Raw genomic sequence first — 17,644 nt, 5'->3', positions numbered from 1 at the left:
GTGACAATTTGCTGATAATTCGAGAGTTGGCGGTACCGCGGTTTCAAGCGATGGCTTGCTATGAGCGGCCAGCCGACCGCTAGGCGCTGCCAAACGTCCGATCGACGGTTGGCAGGCTTCCTGATTGACCACTGGCGGCGTCGGTTTTTGTGCTGACTAGCGACCCGTAAGAGACAATGAACGACCCACTCATCCCTGCCGATTTGCTGAAGAAGTCGGACAAGATCCTGTTCATCGCCCATCTGGCGTTGGGCGATTATACATATCTGCAGAACTGCTTCCAGGCGTTCGCGCGGGCTTACCCGCACCTGAAGCTGCACCTGTGGGTCGACGAAGTCCGCCGTACCAGCGACTCGTCGCAATGGCCGCATCTTAAAAAGAACGTGCTGTACGACTGGCTCGATGCCTGCGATTTCATCGAGAAGGTCTACAAGCAGAACTACTCGCCGGACCTGTTCGAGGCCTCGATCAAGGAAGCCCGCGAGGAGCACTACCCGATCGTGGTTTCGCTCGGCACCCTGCGCCCGCACTTCTACGCCAACCTGGCCCGCCGCATCAGCCCGGACGGCTTCGTGGTCGGCCTGAAGAAGCCGATGGGCCTGTCCGGCCTGCCGCATTACTTCACCTACCGCAAGCTGGACGCCGCCCTCGATCCGGACGTGGCCGACCGTTCGATCGCGCCCCACATCAGCGACGTGCATGCGGAGTGGTTCCGCCGCCTGGCGAACGTGAACATCCCGCCGGCCGAGCGCATCCCCTTCGTCCACATCCCGGAACGCTTCGTCGAGGGCGCCAAGGCCCGCCTGCACGACTGGGGCTTCGACAAGCGCCAGGGCAAGCTGGTGTTCATCAACCCCTTCGCCAAGACCCGCAAGCGCTGCTGGCCGGTCGAACGCGTGGCCGAACTGATCACCACCATGCGCGGCCAGCCGGAATGGCGCGACGCCTGCTTCATCGTCAACGCGGTGCCGCAGGAAGTCGAGCGCGTGAAGACCATGCTGACCGAGCGCCAGCTGGACCGCACCCAGCTGTTCAGCGCCAACGAGAACTTCTTCCAGCTGCCGGCCATGCTGGCCCAGTGCGACCTGATCGTCTCGGTGGAAACCGCCGTGATGCACCTGGCGAACGCCGTCGGCGTGCCGGTGGTGGCGCTGATGCGCCAGAAGACGCCGGAATGGGCGCCGGTCGACAAGGCCAACAGCACCGTGATCACGGCGCACCAGCGGCGCGATTGGGTGAAGGCGATTCCGGTGCAGGATGTAATGCACGCGCTGGCGTGATCCACCCTACCGTGCGGACGGGAAAAAGAGCTGCTCCCCAGCCGGTTTGAACGCCGCAATCTTCGCCTGCCCCTCCGGCGAAGTAATCCAGTCGATCAGCTGCTTCGCCCCCTTGTAGTTGATGTCCTTGTGCTTCTCCGGATTCACCGCGATGATGCCGTAGGGGTTGAACATGCGCTTGTCGCCTTCGACCAGGATCGCGAGGCCGGTCCTGGCTTTATACGCGCCGTAGGTGGCGCGGTCGGTCAGGGTGTAGGCGTTCATCTCGGCCGCCATGTTCAGCACCTCGCCCATGCCCAGGCCGGCCGACACGTAGTTGCTGCCCTGCGGCTTGGCACCGATCTCCTTCCAGTAGCCTCTCTCCATCACGTCGGTACCGGAATTGTCGCCGCGCGAGATGAACTTCACCTTGGTCGAGGCGATCTTCCTGAAGGCGCCCAGCACGTCGTGCATGCCCTTGACGCCGGCCGGGTCCGAGGTCGGGCCGACCACGATGAAGTCGTTGTACATCACGTCGTGGCGGTCGACGCCCCAGCCGTCAAGCACGAACTTGTCTTCGAGCTGGCGCGCGTGCACCAGGGTGACGTCGACGTCGCCGTTCTTGCCCAGCTCCAGGGCCTTGCCGGTGCCGACCGAGATCACCTTGACCTTGATGCCGTACTTCTGCTCGAAGCCGGGCAGCAGCCAGGACAGCAGGCCGGAATTCTCGGTACTGGTGGTGGTGGACAGGCGCAGCACTTTCGCATCCTGGGCCTGGACCGGCGTAGTGGCGATCCCGAGGGTGGTGCCCAGGACCAGAGCGAGACTGAACAGACGGCGTTGCATGGTGTTCTCCTTGTTGTCAACGAACTTCGAGCTTCCCGTCGCGCAGCTTGAGGCGATGCACGCCGGGCAGGCCAATCAGGTCGCGGTCGTGGCAGGCGATGATGACGCTGCCTCCTGCTTCGACCACGGTGGGGATCAATTCGATCACCTGCTCGCGCGCCTGGCCGTCCAGGTTGGCGGTCGGTTCGTCGAGCAGCAGCAGTTTCGGCGACAGCACCCGGGCGCGCGCCAGCGCCACGCGCTGCCGCTCGCCGCCCGAGAGCCTGGCCGGATCGGCGTCGCGCAGGTGGGCGACGCCGGCCCAGGCCATCGCCTCCTCGACCCTGGCGGCCGCCTGGGCCTTCGGCAGGCCGCGCACGTCCAGGCCGTAGCCGATGTTGTGGGCGACGCTGGTCGAGAACATCACCGGATGCTGGTGCACGTAGACGATGGCTTCGCGCATCGCCTTCGGGTAGGGATGCGGGTTCACTTCCTGGCCCTCGAAGCGCATGCTGTCGACCTCGGCGCGTTCCAGGCCGCCCAGCACGCGCAGCAGGGTGCTCTTGCCGGCGCCGTTGATCCCGGTGAGCACGTAGGCGCTGTGGGTCGCGACCTCCATGCAGCCGATGTCGTACAGCAGGCGCTCGCCGTAGCGCTTGCGCAGGCCCTTCACGCCCAGCAGGGCGCGGCGCCGCTCGCCGCCGCTGCGCACCGCGGTACCCCTGACCATGCCCTGCAGCGAAATCGGCTGGATCATGCCCTGTCCTTCGCCGCATGGGCATCGCCCTGCAGCAGCATCAGCGCGCCGTTCATCAGCAGCGCAATCGATACCAGCACGATGCCCAGCGCGATCCCCTGCGCGAACTCGCCCTTGCTGGTTTCCAGGGCGATGGCGGTGGTGATGGTCCGCGTCTCGCCCTCGATATTCCCGCCCACCATCAGCGCGCAGCCGACTTCCGAGATCACCCGCCCGAAGCCGGACAGCACCGCCGCCATCACGCCGAAGCGGGCCTCATGCAGCACCCGCAGCATCACCTGCAGGCGCGAGGCGCCCAGGGAGATCGCGGTCTCGGCATAGCGCGGATCGATGGCCTGCACCGCGGCCAGGGTGAAGGCCAGCAGCACCGGCAAGGCCACCACGAACTGGCCGGCGACGATGCCCGGCTGCGAGAACAGCCATTGCAGAGACCCCATCGGCCCGTGGCGCGACAGCAGCAGATACAGCAGCAATCCGATCAGCACGGTAGGCAGCGACAACGCCGCCTGCGCCAGCCAGATCGCGATGCGGCGCCCCGGAAAGCGGTGCAGGCCGATCAGGTAACCCAGCAGCACCGCCGGCGGCGTCGCCAGCAGCAGCCCGAACACGCTGGTCTTCAGCGAGACCCAGATGATGCGCCACAGGTCGGGGTCGCCCGTGAACAGCAGCGTGAAGGCGCGCAGGGTCGCGTCGAGCACGTTACATCGTCGTCCCCGCGCAGGCGGGGACCCAAGTTCTGCGGGCGTCACGATCGCGTTGGCAAACTTGGCCCCCCGCCTGCGCGGGGGCGACGTGGGGAATTGTCGCGGGAACGACGTAGTGCTTATGCATAGTGCCGCTGACGCTCCGCCTCCAGCGCGTCGAGGAAATCCGGTTCGAACACCAGCCGCTCCGCCCCCGTCAGCAGCAGGAAATGCCGGCCGCTGCAGCGCGCCAGCAGCGACATGCCGACCTTCTCCGCCACCATATGCCCCATCTGGGTGGTGCCGGAGCGCGACAGCAGGAAGGGGATGCCCATCTGGGCGCCCTTGATCACCATTTCCGAGGTCAGGCGGCCGGTGGTGTAGAAGACCTTGTCCCCGCCCTCGACGCCGTCCAGCCACATCAGCCCGGCGATGGCGTCGACCGCGTTGTGGCGGCCCACGTCCTCGACGAAATACAGCAGCTCGCCCGTGTTCGAGAACAGCGCGCAGCCGTGCACCGAACCGGCCTGCTTGTAGACCGACTGCTGGGTGCGGATGGTCTCGACGATGCGGTAGACGACCGACTGGGTCAGGCGCGCCTCATCAGGAAGACTGATGGAATCAACCTCATCCATCAGCCCGCCAAATATGGAACCCTGGCCGCAGCCGGTGGTGACGACCTTTTTCGCGGTGCGCTCCTCGACGCCGGTAATGCCCTTGCGGGTCACCACCGCCACCGCGTCCACCGACCAGTCGACCTGGATCGATACCACCTCGTCCAGCGAACGTATCAGGCGCTGGTTGCGCAGATAGCCCAGGGTCAGCGCTTCCGGCGCGCCGCCCAGGGTCATCAGGGTCACGAGTTCGCGCTTGTCGACGTAGACGGTCAGCGGGCGCTCGGCCGGAATGTGCAGGACGGAACGGCGTCCACGCTCGTCGATGGCCGTCACCTCGTGGGTGAGGCTGGCGCTTGCCTGGGACAGCAGAGGTCGATAGCGATGCTCGTTCATCTTGCTATTCTGCCACGGCAGCCAGAATCTGGCCGCCACCATAGGAACCCTGGCGTCCCACCTCCCCACCAAGGCGCACCTGGATCGCGCAGTACTTGAACTCGGGGATCTTGCCGAAGGGGTCGAGCGCCGAGTTGGTGAGCCGGTTGATCGCCGCCTCGTAGTAGCAGAACGGCACGAAGATGGCGCCGCGCGGCGAACTGTCGTCGGCGCGCGCATACAGGCTGACTTCACCGCGGCGCGAGGTGATGGTGATGACTTCGCCCGGCTTGCCTCCCATCGCCTCCAGGTCGAGCGGATGCACCAGGGCCACCGGATCGGGCTCGATCGCATCCAGCACGCCGGCGCGCCGGGTCATGCTGCCGGTATGCCAGTGCTCGAGCTGGCGGCCGGTGATCAGGACCATCGGGTACTCGGCGTCCGGACGCTCGTTGGCCGGGATGATGTCGGCCGGGACGAAGCGCGCCCTGCCCTTCTCCTCGCCAAGCCCGCGCGGGAAGTCTTCGACGAAGACCACCGGCTGGCCGGGGTCGCCCTCCGCCGTACAGGGGTAGGTGACGGCGCCTTCGCGTTCCAGCCTGTCCCAGGTGATGCCGCCGATGCTGGGCATCAGCCTGCGCATCTCGTCGAACACCTCGGACACGTGGCCGTAGTTCCACCGCAGGCCTAGCTGCTTGGCCATCTGCTGGATGATCCACAGGTCCTGCCTGGCATCGCCCGGCGCTTGAATCGCCTGGCGGCCCAGCTGGACCACGCGGTCGGTGTTCGTGAAGGTGCCGGCCTTCTCGGCGAAGCTTGACGCCGGCAGGATCACGTCGGCCAGGTAGGCGGTCTCGGTCAGGAAGATGTCCTGCACCACCAGGCAGTCGAGCGCGGCCAGCGCCTCGCGCGCGTGATTCGCGTCCGGGTCGGACATGGCCGGGTTCTCGCCCATGATGTACATGCCCTTGATGCCGCCGGCAAGGATGTCGTCCATGATCTCGACCACGGTCAGGCCGGGCTTGTCGTCCAGCTGGGCGCCCCAGGCGGCTTCGAAGCGGGCCTTGGCCTGCGGGTTGTCGACGCGCTGGTAGTCCGGGTACATCATCGGGATCAGGCCGGCGTCGGAAGCGCCCTGCACATTGTTCTGGCCGCGCAGCGGATGCAGGCCGGTGCCGGGACGGCCGATCTGGCCGGTCATCAGGGCCAGCGCGATCAGGCAGCGCGCGTTGTCGGTGCCGTGCACGTGCTGCGAGACGCCCATGCCCCACAGGATCATCGAGCCCTTCGAGGTCGCGTACAGGCGCGCCACGTAGCGGATGGTGTCGGCATCGATGCCGCAGATCGGCGCCATCGTTTCCGGGCTATAGCCTTCGACGTTCTTCGCCAGCTCGTCGTAGCCGATGGTGCGGCTTTCGATGAAGCCCTTGTCGACCAGGCCTTCGGTGACGATCACGTGCATCATCGCGTTCAGCAGCGCGACGTCGGTGTCCGGCTTGAACTGCAGGTAGCGGTGGGCATGGCGCCCCAGTTCGGAGCGGCGCGGATCCATCACGATCAGCTTGGTGCCGGTGCGGACCGCGTTCTTCATCCAGGTGGCGGCCACCGGGTGGTTCACGGTCGGATTCGCGCCGATCACGACCACGACCTCGGCGCGGGTCACGTCCATCACCGGGTTCGAGACCGCGCCCGAGCCGATCCCCTCCAGCAGCGCGGCCACCGAGGACGCGTGGCACAGGCGGGTGCAGTGGTCGACGTTGTTGCTGCCGAAGCCGGTGCGCACCAGTTTCTGGAACAGGTAGGCTTCTTCGTTGCTGCCCTTGGCCGAGCCGAAGCCGGCCAGCGCGCGCTTGCCATGGGTGTCGCGGATGCGCGCCAGCGTGCCGCCGGCCAGTTCGAGCGCCTCTTCCCAGCTCGCTTCGCGGAACACCTCCATGACGGTGCTCGGGTCCATCGTGAAGTCGCCAGTCTTGGGCACGCCCGCGCGGCGGATCAGCGGTTTCGTGAGGCGATGCGGATGGTGGGCGTAGTCGAATCCGTAGCGGCCCTTCACGCACAGGCGGCCATGGTTGGCGGGGCCGTCGCGGCCCTCCACGTAGAGGATCTTGTTGTCCTTGACGTTGTAGGTCAGCTGGCAGCCGACGCCGCAATACGGACAGACCGAATCGACTTTTTTATCGGGGATGGAGAGCGCCGCATCGCGCGCCGGGCTCAGGGCGCCGGTCGGGCAGGCCTGCACGCATTCGCCGCAGGCCACGCAGGTGGAATTCCCCATCGGGTCATCCTGGTCGAACACGATTTTTGCGTTTTCGCCGCGGAAGGCCAGGCCGATCACGTCGTTGACCTGTTCGTCGCGGCAGGCGCGCAGGCAGCGCGTGCACTGGATGCAGGCGTCGAGGTTGACGGTGATCGCGGCGTGCGTGGCGTCCTGCTGCGGTTCGCTGCGCGTGGCCGGGAAGCGCGGCTTGCCGACGCCGAGCTTTGCCGCCCATACGTCGACTTCGTTATGGCGGGTGTACTCCTTCTCGGGCATGTCCGAGGCCAGCAGCTCCAGCACCATCTTCTGCGCCTTGACGGCGCGCTCGCTGTCGGTGGTGACCTTCATGCCCTGGATCGGCGCGCGGCAGCAGGACGGCGCCAGCACGCGCTCGCCGTCGATCTCGACCATGCAGGAGCGGCAGTTGCCGACCGCTTCCAGTCCTTCGGCATAGCAGAGGCGCGGGATTTCGATGCCTTCGCGGTCGGCGACTTCGATCAGGGTTTCGTGGCGCAGCGCCTGCACTTCCCTGCCGTTGATCGTGAAGGTGACTGTCTGGAGGCTCGCGTTCATGGTTGCACCTGCTGGCTTGCGTTCAAACTGAGTTCATGCGGGAAGTACTTGATCACGCAATCGAAGGGATTCGGCGCGGCCTGGCCCAGGCCGCAAATCGATGCGTCGCGCATCACCTGGGACAGTTCGCCCAGCAGCCCGGTATCCCACTGCGCCTGCTCCATCAGGGCCACGGCCTTGGCGGTGCCGGCGCGGCAGGGCGTGCACTGGCCGCAGGATTCGTCCTTGAAGAAGCGCAGCGTGTTCAGGGCCGCGGCCTTGGCCGTGTCCTGGGTTGAGAGCACCACCACGGCGGCCGAACCGATGAAGCAGCCGTAGGCTTGCAAGGTGTCGAAGTCGAGCGGGATGTCGCCCATCGAGGCCGGCAGGATGCCGCCCGAGGCGCCGCCCGGCAGGTAGGCGTAGAACTGGTGGCCGTCCTGCATGCCGCCGCAGTATTCCTCGATCAGCTCGGTGATCGTGATGCCGGCCGGGGCCAGCTTGACGCCCGGGTCGCGCACCCGGCCCGAGACCGAGAACGAGCGCAGTCCCTTGCGCCCATGGCGGCCGTGGCTGGCGAAGTGTTCCGGGCCCTGCTCGACGATGTCGCGCACCCAGTGCAGGGTTTCGACATTGTGTTCCAGGGTTGGACGGCCGAACAGGCCGACCTGGGCCACGTAGGGCGGACGCAGGCGGGGCATGCCGCGCTTGCCTTCGATCGACTCGATCATGGCCGACTCCTCGCCGCAGATGTAGGCGCCAGCGCCGCGGCGCAGGACGATCTCCGGCATGCCGTCCATGAAGGGCTCGGCGCGTAACAGCGCCAGCTCGGCTTCCAGCATGGCGCGCAGGCCGTGGTATTCGTCGCGCAGGTAGATATAGATGGTCTCGATGCCGACCGCCCAGGCGGCGATCAGGGCGCCTTCCAGGAAGCGGTGCGGGTCGCGCTCGAGGTAGACGCGGTCCTTGAAGGTGCCGGGTTCGCCTTCGTCGATGTTGATTGCCATGAGGCGGGGACCCGCTTCGGCGCGCACGATGCGCCACTTGCGGCCGGCCGGGAAGCCTGCGCCGCCCAGGCCGCGCAGGCCGGAGGCTTCCAGCGCAGTGATCACGCTCTCGACCTCGCGGCGGCCTTCGACGCAGTCGCGCAGCAGCGCATAGCCGCCCTTGCCGCGGTAGGCCGCCAGGCCGTCGTGGTTCTGGTGGATATCGGTGGTTTCCTTCGTCGCCACCTTGGCCAGTACGGTCTCCACGCTCGCGCGCGGCACCGGATGCTGGCCGACCAGGGCCGCCGGCGCCTGCTCGCAGCGGCCGACGCAAGGCGCCGCCAGCACCCTCACCTCGGTGCCGAGGATGGCCGGCAGCTTGTCGAGCAGTGCCTGGGCACCCGCCATCTCGCAGGACAGGCCGGCGCAGACGCGCACGGTGATCGGGGCCGGCACTTCCTCCCCGTCGCGCAGCACGTCGAAGTGGTGATAGAAGCTGGCGACTTCGTAAACCTCCGATTGCGCCAGTTTCAGCTCCTGGGCCAGCGCCGCCAGGTGCCTGGCTGCCACGCAGCCGAACGCGTCCTGGATCCGGTGCAGGTATTCGATCAGCAGATCGCGCCGGCGCGGGCTGTCGCCCAGCAGGTCCTGCACCTCGCGCAGGGCCTGGGGGTCGGCACGCCGGCCCTTGGGCGCCTCGCGCTTGCGCTGGCGGCTGGCGCCCTGCACGGCGATGGGGATGACGGGATGGTTCATGGCGGTATTCCTGTAATGCGTGTTACGTATTTCGATCGATTTGCCAAGGTCCGGTGTCGTGGGGTGGGCACTCCGTGCCCACGCGTGACGGTCAACGTAAGGCAGGCGTCACGCGTGGTCGGAGGACCGCCCACCCTACTTGAAGAGAACGATCGCCTTCTGCAGCGTGATCCACATGCCGATCGCCAGCGGAATGCCGACCGCGGCCCAGGCCAGCAACGTCACCAGCGCGCCGCCCGCGGCGACCGGGGTTGCGGCGATGGCGGCGGCGCCGGATGCGCCTGCCACCACGCTGTCGCCGCCGGCGGCAGCGGCGGCACGGCTGCCGGCCGAGGCGGCGACGTCGCGCTCATGGGCGCGGCGCTTCTCTTCCGCCAGTTCGGCGTCGCTCATGAAGTACTTGTCGGCCACCGGGCGCACCAGCAGGTTGCAGACGAAGCCCAGCACGAGTAAAGCGGCCATCGCGTACATCGCGGTGTCGTAGGCCTGGGCCTTGGCGACGCCGTGCGCGATCTGGTATTCGCGGATGTAGTTGACCAGGTTCGGGCCCAGCAGGCCGGCGGCGGCCCAGGCGGTCAGCAGGCCGCCGTGGATCGCGCCCACCATCTGGGTGCCGAACAGGTCGGCCAGGTAGGCCGGCACGGTCGAGAAGCCGCCGCCGTACATCGACAGGATGATGCAGAAGGACAGCACGAACAGGGCCAGGTGGCCGCCGTGCGCGAAGCTCGGGATCGCCGAGTACAGCACGAAGCCCAGCACCAGGAACACGAAGTAGGTCATCTTGCGGCCGATGTAGTCGGAGCAGGTGGCCCAGGCGAAGCGGCCGCCGATGTTAAACAGCGACAGCAGGCCGGTGAAGCCGGCAGCGATGGTCGCGATCTGCGCCTTCTGCGCGGTGTCCAGTTCGTTGAAGGCGGCGGTCACGCCGATCAGGCGGCCGCCGAACACTTCCTGCAGCAGCGGCGACGCCATCGCCAGGATGCCGATGCCGGCCGAGACGTTCAGGAACAGCACCAGCCACACCAGCCAGAACTGCGGGGTGCTCCAGGCGCGCTTCACGTGCACGTGGCGGTTGGTGATCAGGGTCTTGCCGCTCTTGGCGGGGGCGGTCCAGCCTTCCGGCTTCCAGCCGTTGGCCGGCACGCGGTAGGACAGCGCGCCCACCATCATGAACACGAAATAGATCGCGGCCAGGGCCAGGAAGGTTTCCCACACGCCCACCGAGGTCGGGGTGGCGAAGTGCTTCATCAGCTTGTCGGCCAGCGGTGCGCCGATCATGGCGCCGCCGCCGAAGCCCATGATGGCCATGCCGGTCGCCATGCCGCGGCGGTCGGGGAACCATTTGATCAGGGTGGAAACCGGCGAGATATAGCCGAGACCGAGGCCGATGCCGCCGATGACACCCGAACCCAGCCACATCAGCCAGATCTGGTGCTTGTAGATGCCCAGCGCCGAGATCACCAGGCCGCCGCACCAGCACAGCGCCGAGACGACGCCGGCCTTGCGCGGACCCGCGTGTTCGAGCCAGCCGCCGAACAGCGCGGTGGACAGGCCCAGGAACAGGAAGAACAAGGAGAACATCCAGCCCAGCATCGAGATCTTCCAGTCGCAGGTGGTGGACGTGATCTCGGCGAAAAAGCTCATGTCGGCCGGGCAGGCCAGCGATTCCTTGATGCCGATGGCCTTCGACAGCGGCAGCCAGAACACCGAGAACCCATACGCCATGCCGATGCACAGGTGAATCGCCAAGGCCGCCGGCGGCACCAGCCAGCGGTTGAAGCCGGGTCTGGCGATGGTGTGCTCCTTGTCCAGCTTATCCAGTAATGCCATGTCTCCTCCGTATTTTTTATTCGAACTAATATGTTTTAAAAAGCATATACTTCTGGCTTACTCTTACTGCAATGCCAAGCGTATCATGGCCTCTTTTTGTCAGAAATAGGCTTTATTTAGCATATAAACCATGCTCAAGGTCCACATCCGCCCGCACTGGGAAATCAGTTTCAACAATGACGCGCCGCTCGACACGGCAACCCTGCTGGCGCTGCTGCTGGCGATCCAGGACCAGGGGTCGATCGCGGCGGCGGCCAAGGCGGCCGGCCTGTCCTACCGCTATGCCTGGGGTGTGCTGCGCGAAGCCGAGGAGCTGTTCGGCGAGCCCCTGCTCGAAACCGGGCGCGGACGCGGCACCCGCCTGACCCTGCTCGCGCAAAAGCTGGTGTGGGCCGACCGCCGCATCGCCGCGCGCCTGTCGCCGACGCTGGACAGCCTGGCATCCGAACTCGAGACCGAACTGGGCAAGCTGCGCATGCGCGGCATCGGCATGCACTCGGTGCGCATCGATGCCAGCCACGGCTTCGCGGTGGCCTCCCTCACCGGCTACCTGGACAAGCTCGAGCTGCCGGTCGAGCTGCGCTACCGCACCAGCCTGGATGCGGTGGCCGCGCTGGCGCGGCGCGAGTGCGACCTGGCCGGCTTCCACGTCCCGGAGGGCGAATTCGAAGAAGCGACGGCGCGCCGCTACCTGCGCTGGCTGGATCCGGAGCGGCACTGCCTGGTCCACCTGTGCGAACGCCAGCAGGGCCTGCTGGTCGCGCCCGGCAATCCGCTCGGCATCGCCGGCCTGGGCGACCTGGTGCGCCCTGGCCTGCGCTTCGTGAACCGCCAGGCCGGCTCCGGTACCCGCATGCTGCTCGACATGATGCTCGACCGCGAGGGCATCGACCGTGAAGCGATCAACGGCTGGAACAGCGCCGAGTTCACCCACTCGGCGGTGGCTGCCTACATCGCCAGCGGCATGGCCGACGTCGGCGTCGGTATGCGCACCGCGGCCGAGCAGTTCAAGCTCGGCTTCATCCCGCTGGTACGCGAACGCTACTTCTTCGCCGTCCACCTGGACGCCCTCCAGGACAGCCTGATGGCCCAGCTGCTGGCGATCCTGCGCCAGCCCGGCTATCACCGCCTGGTCGACGCCCTGCCCGGCTACGACGCCAACCGAACCGGCAGCATCGAATCGCTAGCGGAAGCCTTCGGCGCCGCGGGCGCATCGCGCCGGGCCCCGTCCGAAGCGGGAGCGGCAACATGACGCACATCGACGTGGAAGCCCTGCTTACCGCCCTCCCTGCGCGCATCGACGCCATCGTGCGCCGGCATGCGCGGACGGCGCCGGACGCGCCGGCCCTGCGCGAAGACGGCCGCACGCTCGGCTATCGCGAGCTGGAAAACGGCATCGACGCCTGCGCCGCCTGGCTGCGCGACCTGGGTGTGCAGGCCGGCGAGCGGGTGATGCTGGTCAGCGAGAACTGCGTGGCCCAGGTCGCGGCGCTGTTCGCGATCGCCAGCCTGGACGCCTGCTTCGTCAATGTGAACGCGCGCCTGACGGCGCCTGAGCTGGAGACGATCCGCAGCCATTGCGGGGCGCGCGTGGTGCTGTACACGGCCGCCGTCTCTGCCGATGCGGCCGCCCATGCGGCAAGCGCCGGCGCGGGTGCCCATGCGCACGGCGGGCTGGTGGCCAGCGTGCATGCGGACAGCGCCGAGCCGGTGCCGGCCGCCGGATCGCCGGCCGCCCTGGTCTACACCACCGGTACCACCGGTAATCCCAAGGGTGTGATGCTCAGCCATCGCAACCTGCTGTTCGTGGCGGCCGTCTCGAGCCGCCTGCGCGGCCTGGCACCGGGCGACCTGGCGTACGGCGTGCTGCCGGTCTCGCACGTCTATGGCCTCAGCTCGGTGCTGCTGGGGACACTCTACGCGGGCGCCTGCCTGCAGCTCGCGCCGCGCTTCACGCCGCAGGCCATGCTGGAGGCGATCCGCGGCGGCGAACTGACTATCGTGCAGGGCGTGCCGGCCATGTATGCGCGCCTGCTGGAGCTGTGCGCCGCCGAAGGAGGCGGGCCGCAGGGCTCCCCGGCGCCGCTGGCCTCGCGGCTGCGCTTCGCCTACGCCGGCGGCTCGCCGCTCGACCCCACGCTCAAGCGCGACGTGGAGCGTCTGCTCGGCGTGCCGCTGCATAACGGCTACGGCCTGACCGAGGCAGCGCCCACGGTCAGCCAGACCCGCCTGGATGCGCCACGCGCCGACACCTCGGTCGGCCATGCGATCCCGGGCGTCGAGCTGCGGGTCGACGGGACCGACGGCAAGCTGTTCGTGCGCGGTCCCAACGTGATGCTGGGCTACTACCGCGATCCGGCGGGCACCGCCGCCGTGCTGGACGCGGACGGCTGGCTCGACACCGGCGACCTGGCGCGTCAGGGTCCGGACGGCGCCCTCTTCATCGACGGACGCAGCAAGGAGCTGATCATCCGTTCCGGTTTCAAGGTCTATCCGCTGGAGGTGGAGACGGTGCTGAACGCGCACCCGGCGGTGACGCAGTCGGCGGTGATCGGGCGCGCACTGGAGAGTGGCAACGAGGAAGTGGTGGCCTTCGTCCAGCCGGCGGCCGGCACGGCGCTGGCGGCGGACGAGCTGCTGGACTGGGCCGGCGCCCGGCTCGCGCCCTACAAGCGTCCGGCGCGCATCGTCTTCATGGACAGCCTGCCGGCGGCGCCGAGCGGCAAGGTGCTCAAGCACCGGCTCAAATTGCAGGCTTAACGGCGCCGTTTCTTCCAGTCGTAATCGGGTCCGGTCACGTCCACGCCCGGATGCCCGACCACGTCCGGGTGCTCCGAGCACATGGTGATGAAGCGCACCGCCTCGCCCGCGCGCTGGCGTGCGCGCAGCTCTTCCATGAACTTCATGGCGGCGATCATGTCACTCGTATCGAAGGGCTGTGCATGCGGCACGCCGCTCTCGTCCTCGATGGTGGTCCAATACACCATATACATCCATCTCTCCTCTTTCCTCGTCGATTTCGCGGCATTTTCTCATCTTTCCCTCGCCTCCTATACGTAGGACTTGTCCTAAATCGAGTCTATATGTTCGGTGGACCACAAAAGAAGATGGGTCCGCCGACTAGGCTTAGACCTTGGTTCAAAACCGCAGGAAGACTCATGAATCTGAACAACCATATCCAGCCCGCAACATCGCCGCTCCAGCTCTGGGGCGGCCTCGAATGCACCGTCAACCGCGTACGCGACAATTACTTCTCCCAGATGGAACGCAACGGCCATGCAGCCCGCCTGCAGGACCTGGAGCGCTTTGCCTCGCTCGGCATCCGCGCGATCCGCTACCCAGTCCTGTGGGAGCGCACCGCGCCCGACGGCATCGACAGCGCAGACTGGTCATGGCCGGACGAACGCCTGCCCGTACTGCAGCAACTGGGCGTCACGCCCATCGTCGGCCTGGTCCACCACGGCAGCGGCCCGCGCCACACCAGCCTGGTATCGAGCGACTTCCCCGAGAAGCTGTCGGAATACGCCGGCGCGGTGGCGCGGCGCTACCCCTGGATCGAGTACTACACCCCGGTCAACGAGATCTGCACCACCGCCCGCTTCTCCGGCCTGAACGGGGTCTGGTACCCGCACGGCAGCAGCGAAGCGACCTTCGTCCGCGCCCTCATCAATCAGTGCCGCGCGACCGTGCTGGCGATGCGCGAGATCCGCAAGGTCAATCCGGACGCGAAACTGGTGCAGACCGACGACCTGTCGCGCACCTACGGCACGTCCGAAATGGCGGAGTTCACGAATTTTTTCAACGAGCGCCGCTGGCTCGGCTGGGACATGCTGTGCGGCCGGATCGACGAGAACCACGCCCTGTGGGACTACCTGCTGGAATCCGAGGCAAGCGCCGAGGAACTGCTGTGGTTCAGGGAGAACCCCTGCCCGCCCGACATCATGGGCGTCAACTATTACATCACCAGCGAGCGCTGGCTCGACCATCGCCTCGATCGCTATCCGGACAGCCGCCATACCCAGTACCGTGGCGTCCCGCATGTGGACATCGAGTGCCCGCGCGTGCTGGCCACGCCGACCCCGGGCATCGGGCCGCTGCTGCAGGAGATCTGGGAGCGCTACGGTCTGCCGATCGCGATCACCGAGGCCCATATCGACGCCAACCGCGAAGACCAGCTGCGCTGGCTGGTCGAGATCTGGAACGCCGCCAAGAAAGTGCAGCAGAACGGCGCCGACATCCGCGCCGTCACCGTCTGGGCCCTGCTCGGCTCCTTCGACTGGAACTGCCTGGTGACCGAATGCCGCGGCTACTACGAGCCCGGTCCCTACGACGTGCGCGGCCCGCAGCCGCGCCAGACCGCGGTGGCGCACCTGATGCGCGAGCTGTCCACCGGCCGTCCGCTGTCGCATCCGGTGCTGCAGGGCCAGGGCTGGTGGCGCCGTCCGGGACGCCTCTGGGCCAAGCCGGTGGCGACCCGCGAAGCGGTCGCCGACATCAACGACCGCGGCGCCTTCCGCTCGACCTTCCCGCAGCCGATCCTGATCACCGGCGCCACCGGCACCCTGGGCCGCGCCTTCGCCCGCATCTGCGAGCGGCGCAACCTGGCCTGCCACGTGCTGAGCCGCCAGGAGATGGACATCGCCGACCCGGCCTCGGTGGAAGCGGCGATCGTGCGCTACAAGCCCTGGGCGATCGTCAATGCCAGCGGCTATGTGCGGGTCGACGATGCCGAGCGGGAGCTCGAGCGCTGCATGCGCGAGAACGCCCACGGTCCCACCGTGCTGGCGCTGGCGGCGATCCGCCACGCGGTGCGCTTCCTGACCTTCTCCAGCGACCTGGTGTTCGACGGCAGCCTGGGCCGCCCTTATGTCGAATCCGACCGGGTGGCGCCGCTGAACGCCTATGGCCGCAGCAAGGCCGAGGCCGAGCGCCGTGTGCTGGATTCCGACCCGCAGGCACTGGTGGTGCGCACCAGCGCCTTCTTCGGTCCATGGGACGAGCACAACTTCGTGACCCAGGCGCTGGCGGCCCTGTCCGCCGGCCGGCCTTTCGCGGCGGCCGGCGACATGACGGTGTCGCCGACCTATGTGCCGGACCTGGTGAATGCCTGCCTCGACCTGCTGATCGACAAGGAGTCCGGCATCTGGCACCTGAGCAACGGCGAGGCCATGAGCTGGGCCGAGCTGGCCCAGCGTGCCTGCGCCGCCGCCGGCATCGATCCGGCCGGCCTCGAGGTGCGTACGGCTGCCGAGCTCGGAATGACGGCGCCGCGTCCCCTCCACAGCGCGCTGACCAGCGAGCGCGGCCTGATCCTGCCCTCCTTCGGCGACGCCCTGGGACGCTATCTGCGCGAGCGTGAACTGGGCGGGGAAAGCTTCGGCCAGGAAGAGTCGGCGCATTACGCCAGCTGATCAGTTCGTTTGATCAAAAAGCAACAGCCGCGCCAATTTTGGGCGGCTGTTGCTGTTTATATGCTTGACGAATAGCATTGTATTTACCATCGGGACTTCTTTAGTTACACTGTGTTACATAGCGTTACGTTACGCGATTCCGTGTTCACAGCCATGTCCGCCTGCCTTGTCTTATCGATCTCTTTTCCTCTTGCCAGCGCAGGGAGCCCGGAATGAAGCTTTATCGTGAAGAACGGGGCTGGGCCGAACGGCTCATCGCCGCCGCCACGCCGTCCGTCACCCTGGACTCGGCGGTTCCTTCCCACCTGTCGCGCCTGCCGCTGCTGCGCGAGCGGATCAAGATCCGCGTGCGCGCCCTGCTGCATCCGCTGCAGACCCCGGCCTGGCTGCACCTGCTGAATTCCCATCCGGCCTTCTCGGAATACGTGCGCAACTGCCCGCGCTTCCTGTACAAGGTCTACCGCCCGTATAACAGCCAGGCCCTGACGGCCGGGGAAAGGCTGGCGGCGATCCAGGCCCACTACCAGTTTATCTTCCGCCTCGGCCTCGGCCAGACGGTGGCGCGCGCCAGCATCGGGCCGGTGGTGCTGGCGGCTGCCGAAGGCAAGAGCGGCCTGCCCTACGAGATCCAGCTGCGCACGGTGAACATGTTCGACCGCGAAGGCGAACTGGTCATGCAACTGGCCCAGGACGGCAAGGTGATCTACACGGTGGCCTTCACGATCGCTCCGCGCGCCGGCCGTCCGGCCATCAGCATCGGCTGCGTCCAGGGCGGCAAGCTTGACGACGCCCGCGAAGCGATCCGCCTGGCCACCCGTGACCTGCACGGCCTCCGCCCCAAGCAGTTGATGGTGAGCCTGGTGCGCCAGCTCGGCTTCGAATACGGCTGCGAGCGCCTGCACCTGGTCTCGAACCGCAACCGTGTGATCTACACGGCGATCCGCCTCGGCCGCGTGCTGGCGGATTACGACCTGCTGTGGGAAGAGATGGGCGCCGTCAGGAACGCCAGCGGCGACTACGAACTGGAGTGCGCCCCGATAGCGGCGCCGGACCTGGAAAACATCCCGTCGAAGAAGCGCTCGGAAGCAAGAAAGCGCCACGAACTGCTGTGCGGCCTCGCCGAAGGCGTCTGCCTCAACCTGCGCGCCCGCAGCTGACCATCAAATTCGGGGTCATCAAATTCGGGGTCAGAGCACTTTTTTGAGCAATGGCCCCAGATAAACCTTTTGGTCCGGCCGAGGGCCCGAAGGCGCTCCCTTCCGGGCGATGCCGACGCTGCGGTCTGCAAAGGTAGTCCTTGGCGATTGCCCGAGGGCTTTTGCCAAAAAAAGTGCTCTGA

Annotated in this window: 13 protein-coding genes; 5 read left to right on the top strand and 8 right to left on the bottom strand. The window is 67.1% G+C overall.

Annotated features, from left to right (window positions below):
* Positions 1–176 precede the first annotated feature (176 nt).
* On the top strand, positions 177–1,280 hold the full coding sequence (locus AB4Z32_RS05025; RefSeq protein ID WP_441934812.1) for a glycosyltransferase family 9 protein: 1,104 nt from the start codon (positions 177–179) through the stop codon (positions 1,278–1,280).
* 6 nt (positions 1,281–1,286) lie between these two features.
* Here AB4Z32_RS05025 and AB4Z32_RS05020 read toward each other — a convergent pair whose 3' ends face one another.
* The 7 genes from AB4Z32_RS05020 to AB4Z32_RS04990 all read right to left on the bottom strand — a co-directional run bounded on the left by AB4Z32_RS05020 (position 1,287) and on the right by AB4Z32_RS04990 (position 10,894).
* Positions 1,287–2,105 carry a substrate-binding domain-containing protein gene (locus AB4Z32_RS05020; protein WP_441934811.1) on the bottom strand — a complete coding sequence of 273 codons (819 nt, stop codon included), beginning with the start codon at positions 2,103–2,105 and terminating at the stop codon, positions 1,287–1,289.
* Positions 2,106–2,121: 16 nt separating this feature from the next.
* Positions 2,122–2,814, bottom strand: coding sequence for an energy-coupling factor ABC transporter ATP-binding protein (locus tag AB4Z32_RS05015; protein ID WP_441934846.1), 693 nt, complete (start codon positions 2,812–2,814; stop codon positions 2,122–2,124).
* 23 nt (positions 2,815–2,837) lie between these two features.
* The gene (locus AB4Z32_RS05010) at positions 2,838–3,539 is read right to left on the bottom strand and encodes an ABC transporter permease (RefSeq protein ID WP_441934810.1); all 702 of its coding nucleotides are present in this window, start codon (positions 3,537–3,539) and stop codon (positions 2,838–2,840) included.
* Between the two features lie 125 nt (positions 3,540–3,664).
* Positions 3,665–4,534 (bottom strand): formate dehydrogenase accessory sulfurtransferase FdhD, encoded by an 870-nt coding sequence (locus AB4Z32_RS05005; RefSeq protein ID WP_441934809.1) that lies wholly within the window; start codon positions 4,532–4,534, stop codon positions 3,665–3,667.
* 4 nt (positions 4,535–4,538) lie between these two features.
* Complete coding sequence (gene fdhF, locus AB4Z32_RS05000) at positions 4,539–7,343, bottom strand: formate dehydrogenase subunit alpha (RefSeq protein ID WP_441934808.1); 2,805 nt, start codon at positions 7,341–7,343, stop codon at positions 4,539–4,541.
* Complete coding sequence (locus AB4Z32_RS04995; RefSeq protein WP_441934807.1) at positions 7,340–9,064, bottom strand: NAD(P)H-dependent oxidoreductase subunit E; 1,725 nt, start codon at positions 9,062–9,064, stop codon at positions 7,340–7,342. The genes fdhF and AB4Z32_RS04995 overlap by 4 nt, the downstream gene beginning before the upstream one ends.
* Positions 9,065–9,199: 135 nt before the next feature.
* Positions 9,200–10,894: an OFA family MFS transporter gene (locus AB4Z32_RS04990; RefSeq protein WP_441934806.1), complete on the bottom strand. Its 1,695-nt coding sequence runs from the start codon at positions 10,892–10,894 to the stop codon at positions 9,200–9,202.
* Positions 10,895–11,024: 130 nt separating this feature from the next.
* On the opposite strand from AB4Z32_RS04990, the gene AB4Z32_RS04985 reads away from it, so the two are divergent.
* Together AB4Z32_RS04985 and AB4Z32_RS04980 are read left to right on the top strand one after the other, a co-directional pair.
* A complete protein-coding gene (locus AB4Z32_RS04985; protein ID WP_441934805.1) occupies positions 11,025–12,146 on the top strand; it encodes a substrate-binding domain-containing protein in 1,122 nt (373 codons plus the stop codon).
* Positions 12,143–13,654, top strand: coding sequence for a class I adenylate-forming enzyme family protein (locus AB4Z32_RS04980; protein ID WP_441934804.1), 1,512 nt, complete (start codon positions 12,143–12,145; stop codon positions 13,652–13,654). The genes AB4Z32_RS04985 and AB4Z32_RS04980 overlap by 4 nt, the downstream gene beginning before the upstream one ends.
* Here AB4Z32_RS04980 and AB4Z32_RS04975 read toward each other — a convergent pair.
* On the bottom strand, positions 13,651–13,887 hold the full coding sequence (locus tag AB4Z32_RS04975) for a hypothetical protein (RefSeq protein ID WP_441934803.1): 237 nt from the start codon (positions 13,885–13,887) through the stop codon (positions 13,651–13,653). The genes AB4Z32_RS04980 and AB4Z32_RS04975 overlap by 4 nt on opposite strands.
* Positions 13,888–14,052: 165 nt before the next feature.
* Between AB4Z32_RS04975 and AB4Z32_RS04970 the strand changes: the two genes are divergently transcribed.
* Both AB4Z32_RS04970 and AB4Z32_RS04965 read left to right on the top strand, forming a co-directional pair.
* A complete protein-coding gene (locus tag AB4Z32_RS04970; protein WP_441934802.1) occupies positions 14,053–16,305 on the top strand; it encodes a family 1 glycosylhydrolase in 2,253 nt (750 codons plus the stop codon).
* A gap of 212 nt (positions 16,306–16,517) precedes the next feature.
* Positions 16,518–17,462, top strand: a complete 945-nt coding sequence (locus AB4Z32_RS04965; protein WP_441934801.1) for a VirK/YbjX family protein — start codon at positions 16,518–16,520, stop codon at positions 17,460–17,462.
* Positions 17,463–17,644 lie beyond the last annotated feature (182 nt).

Origin of the sequence: Massilia sp. 2TAF26 (genome assembly GCF_052115005.1) — a bacterium.
Lineage (GTDB): Bacteria > Pseudomonadota > Gammaproteobacteria > Burkholderiales > Burkholderiaceae_D > Telluria.
The sequence above is the reverse complement of the archived record's forward strand: the minus strand, read 5'-3'. Positions and strand labels throughout refer to the sequence as shown.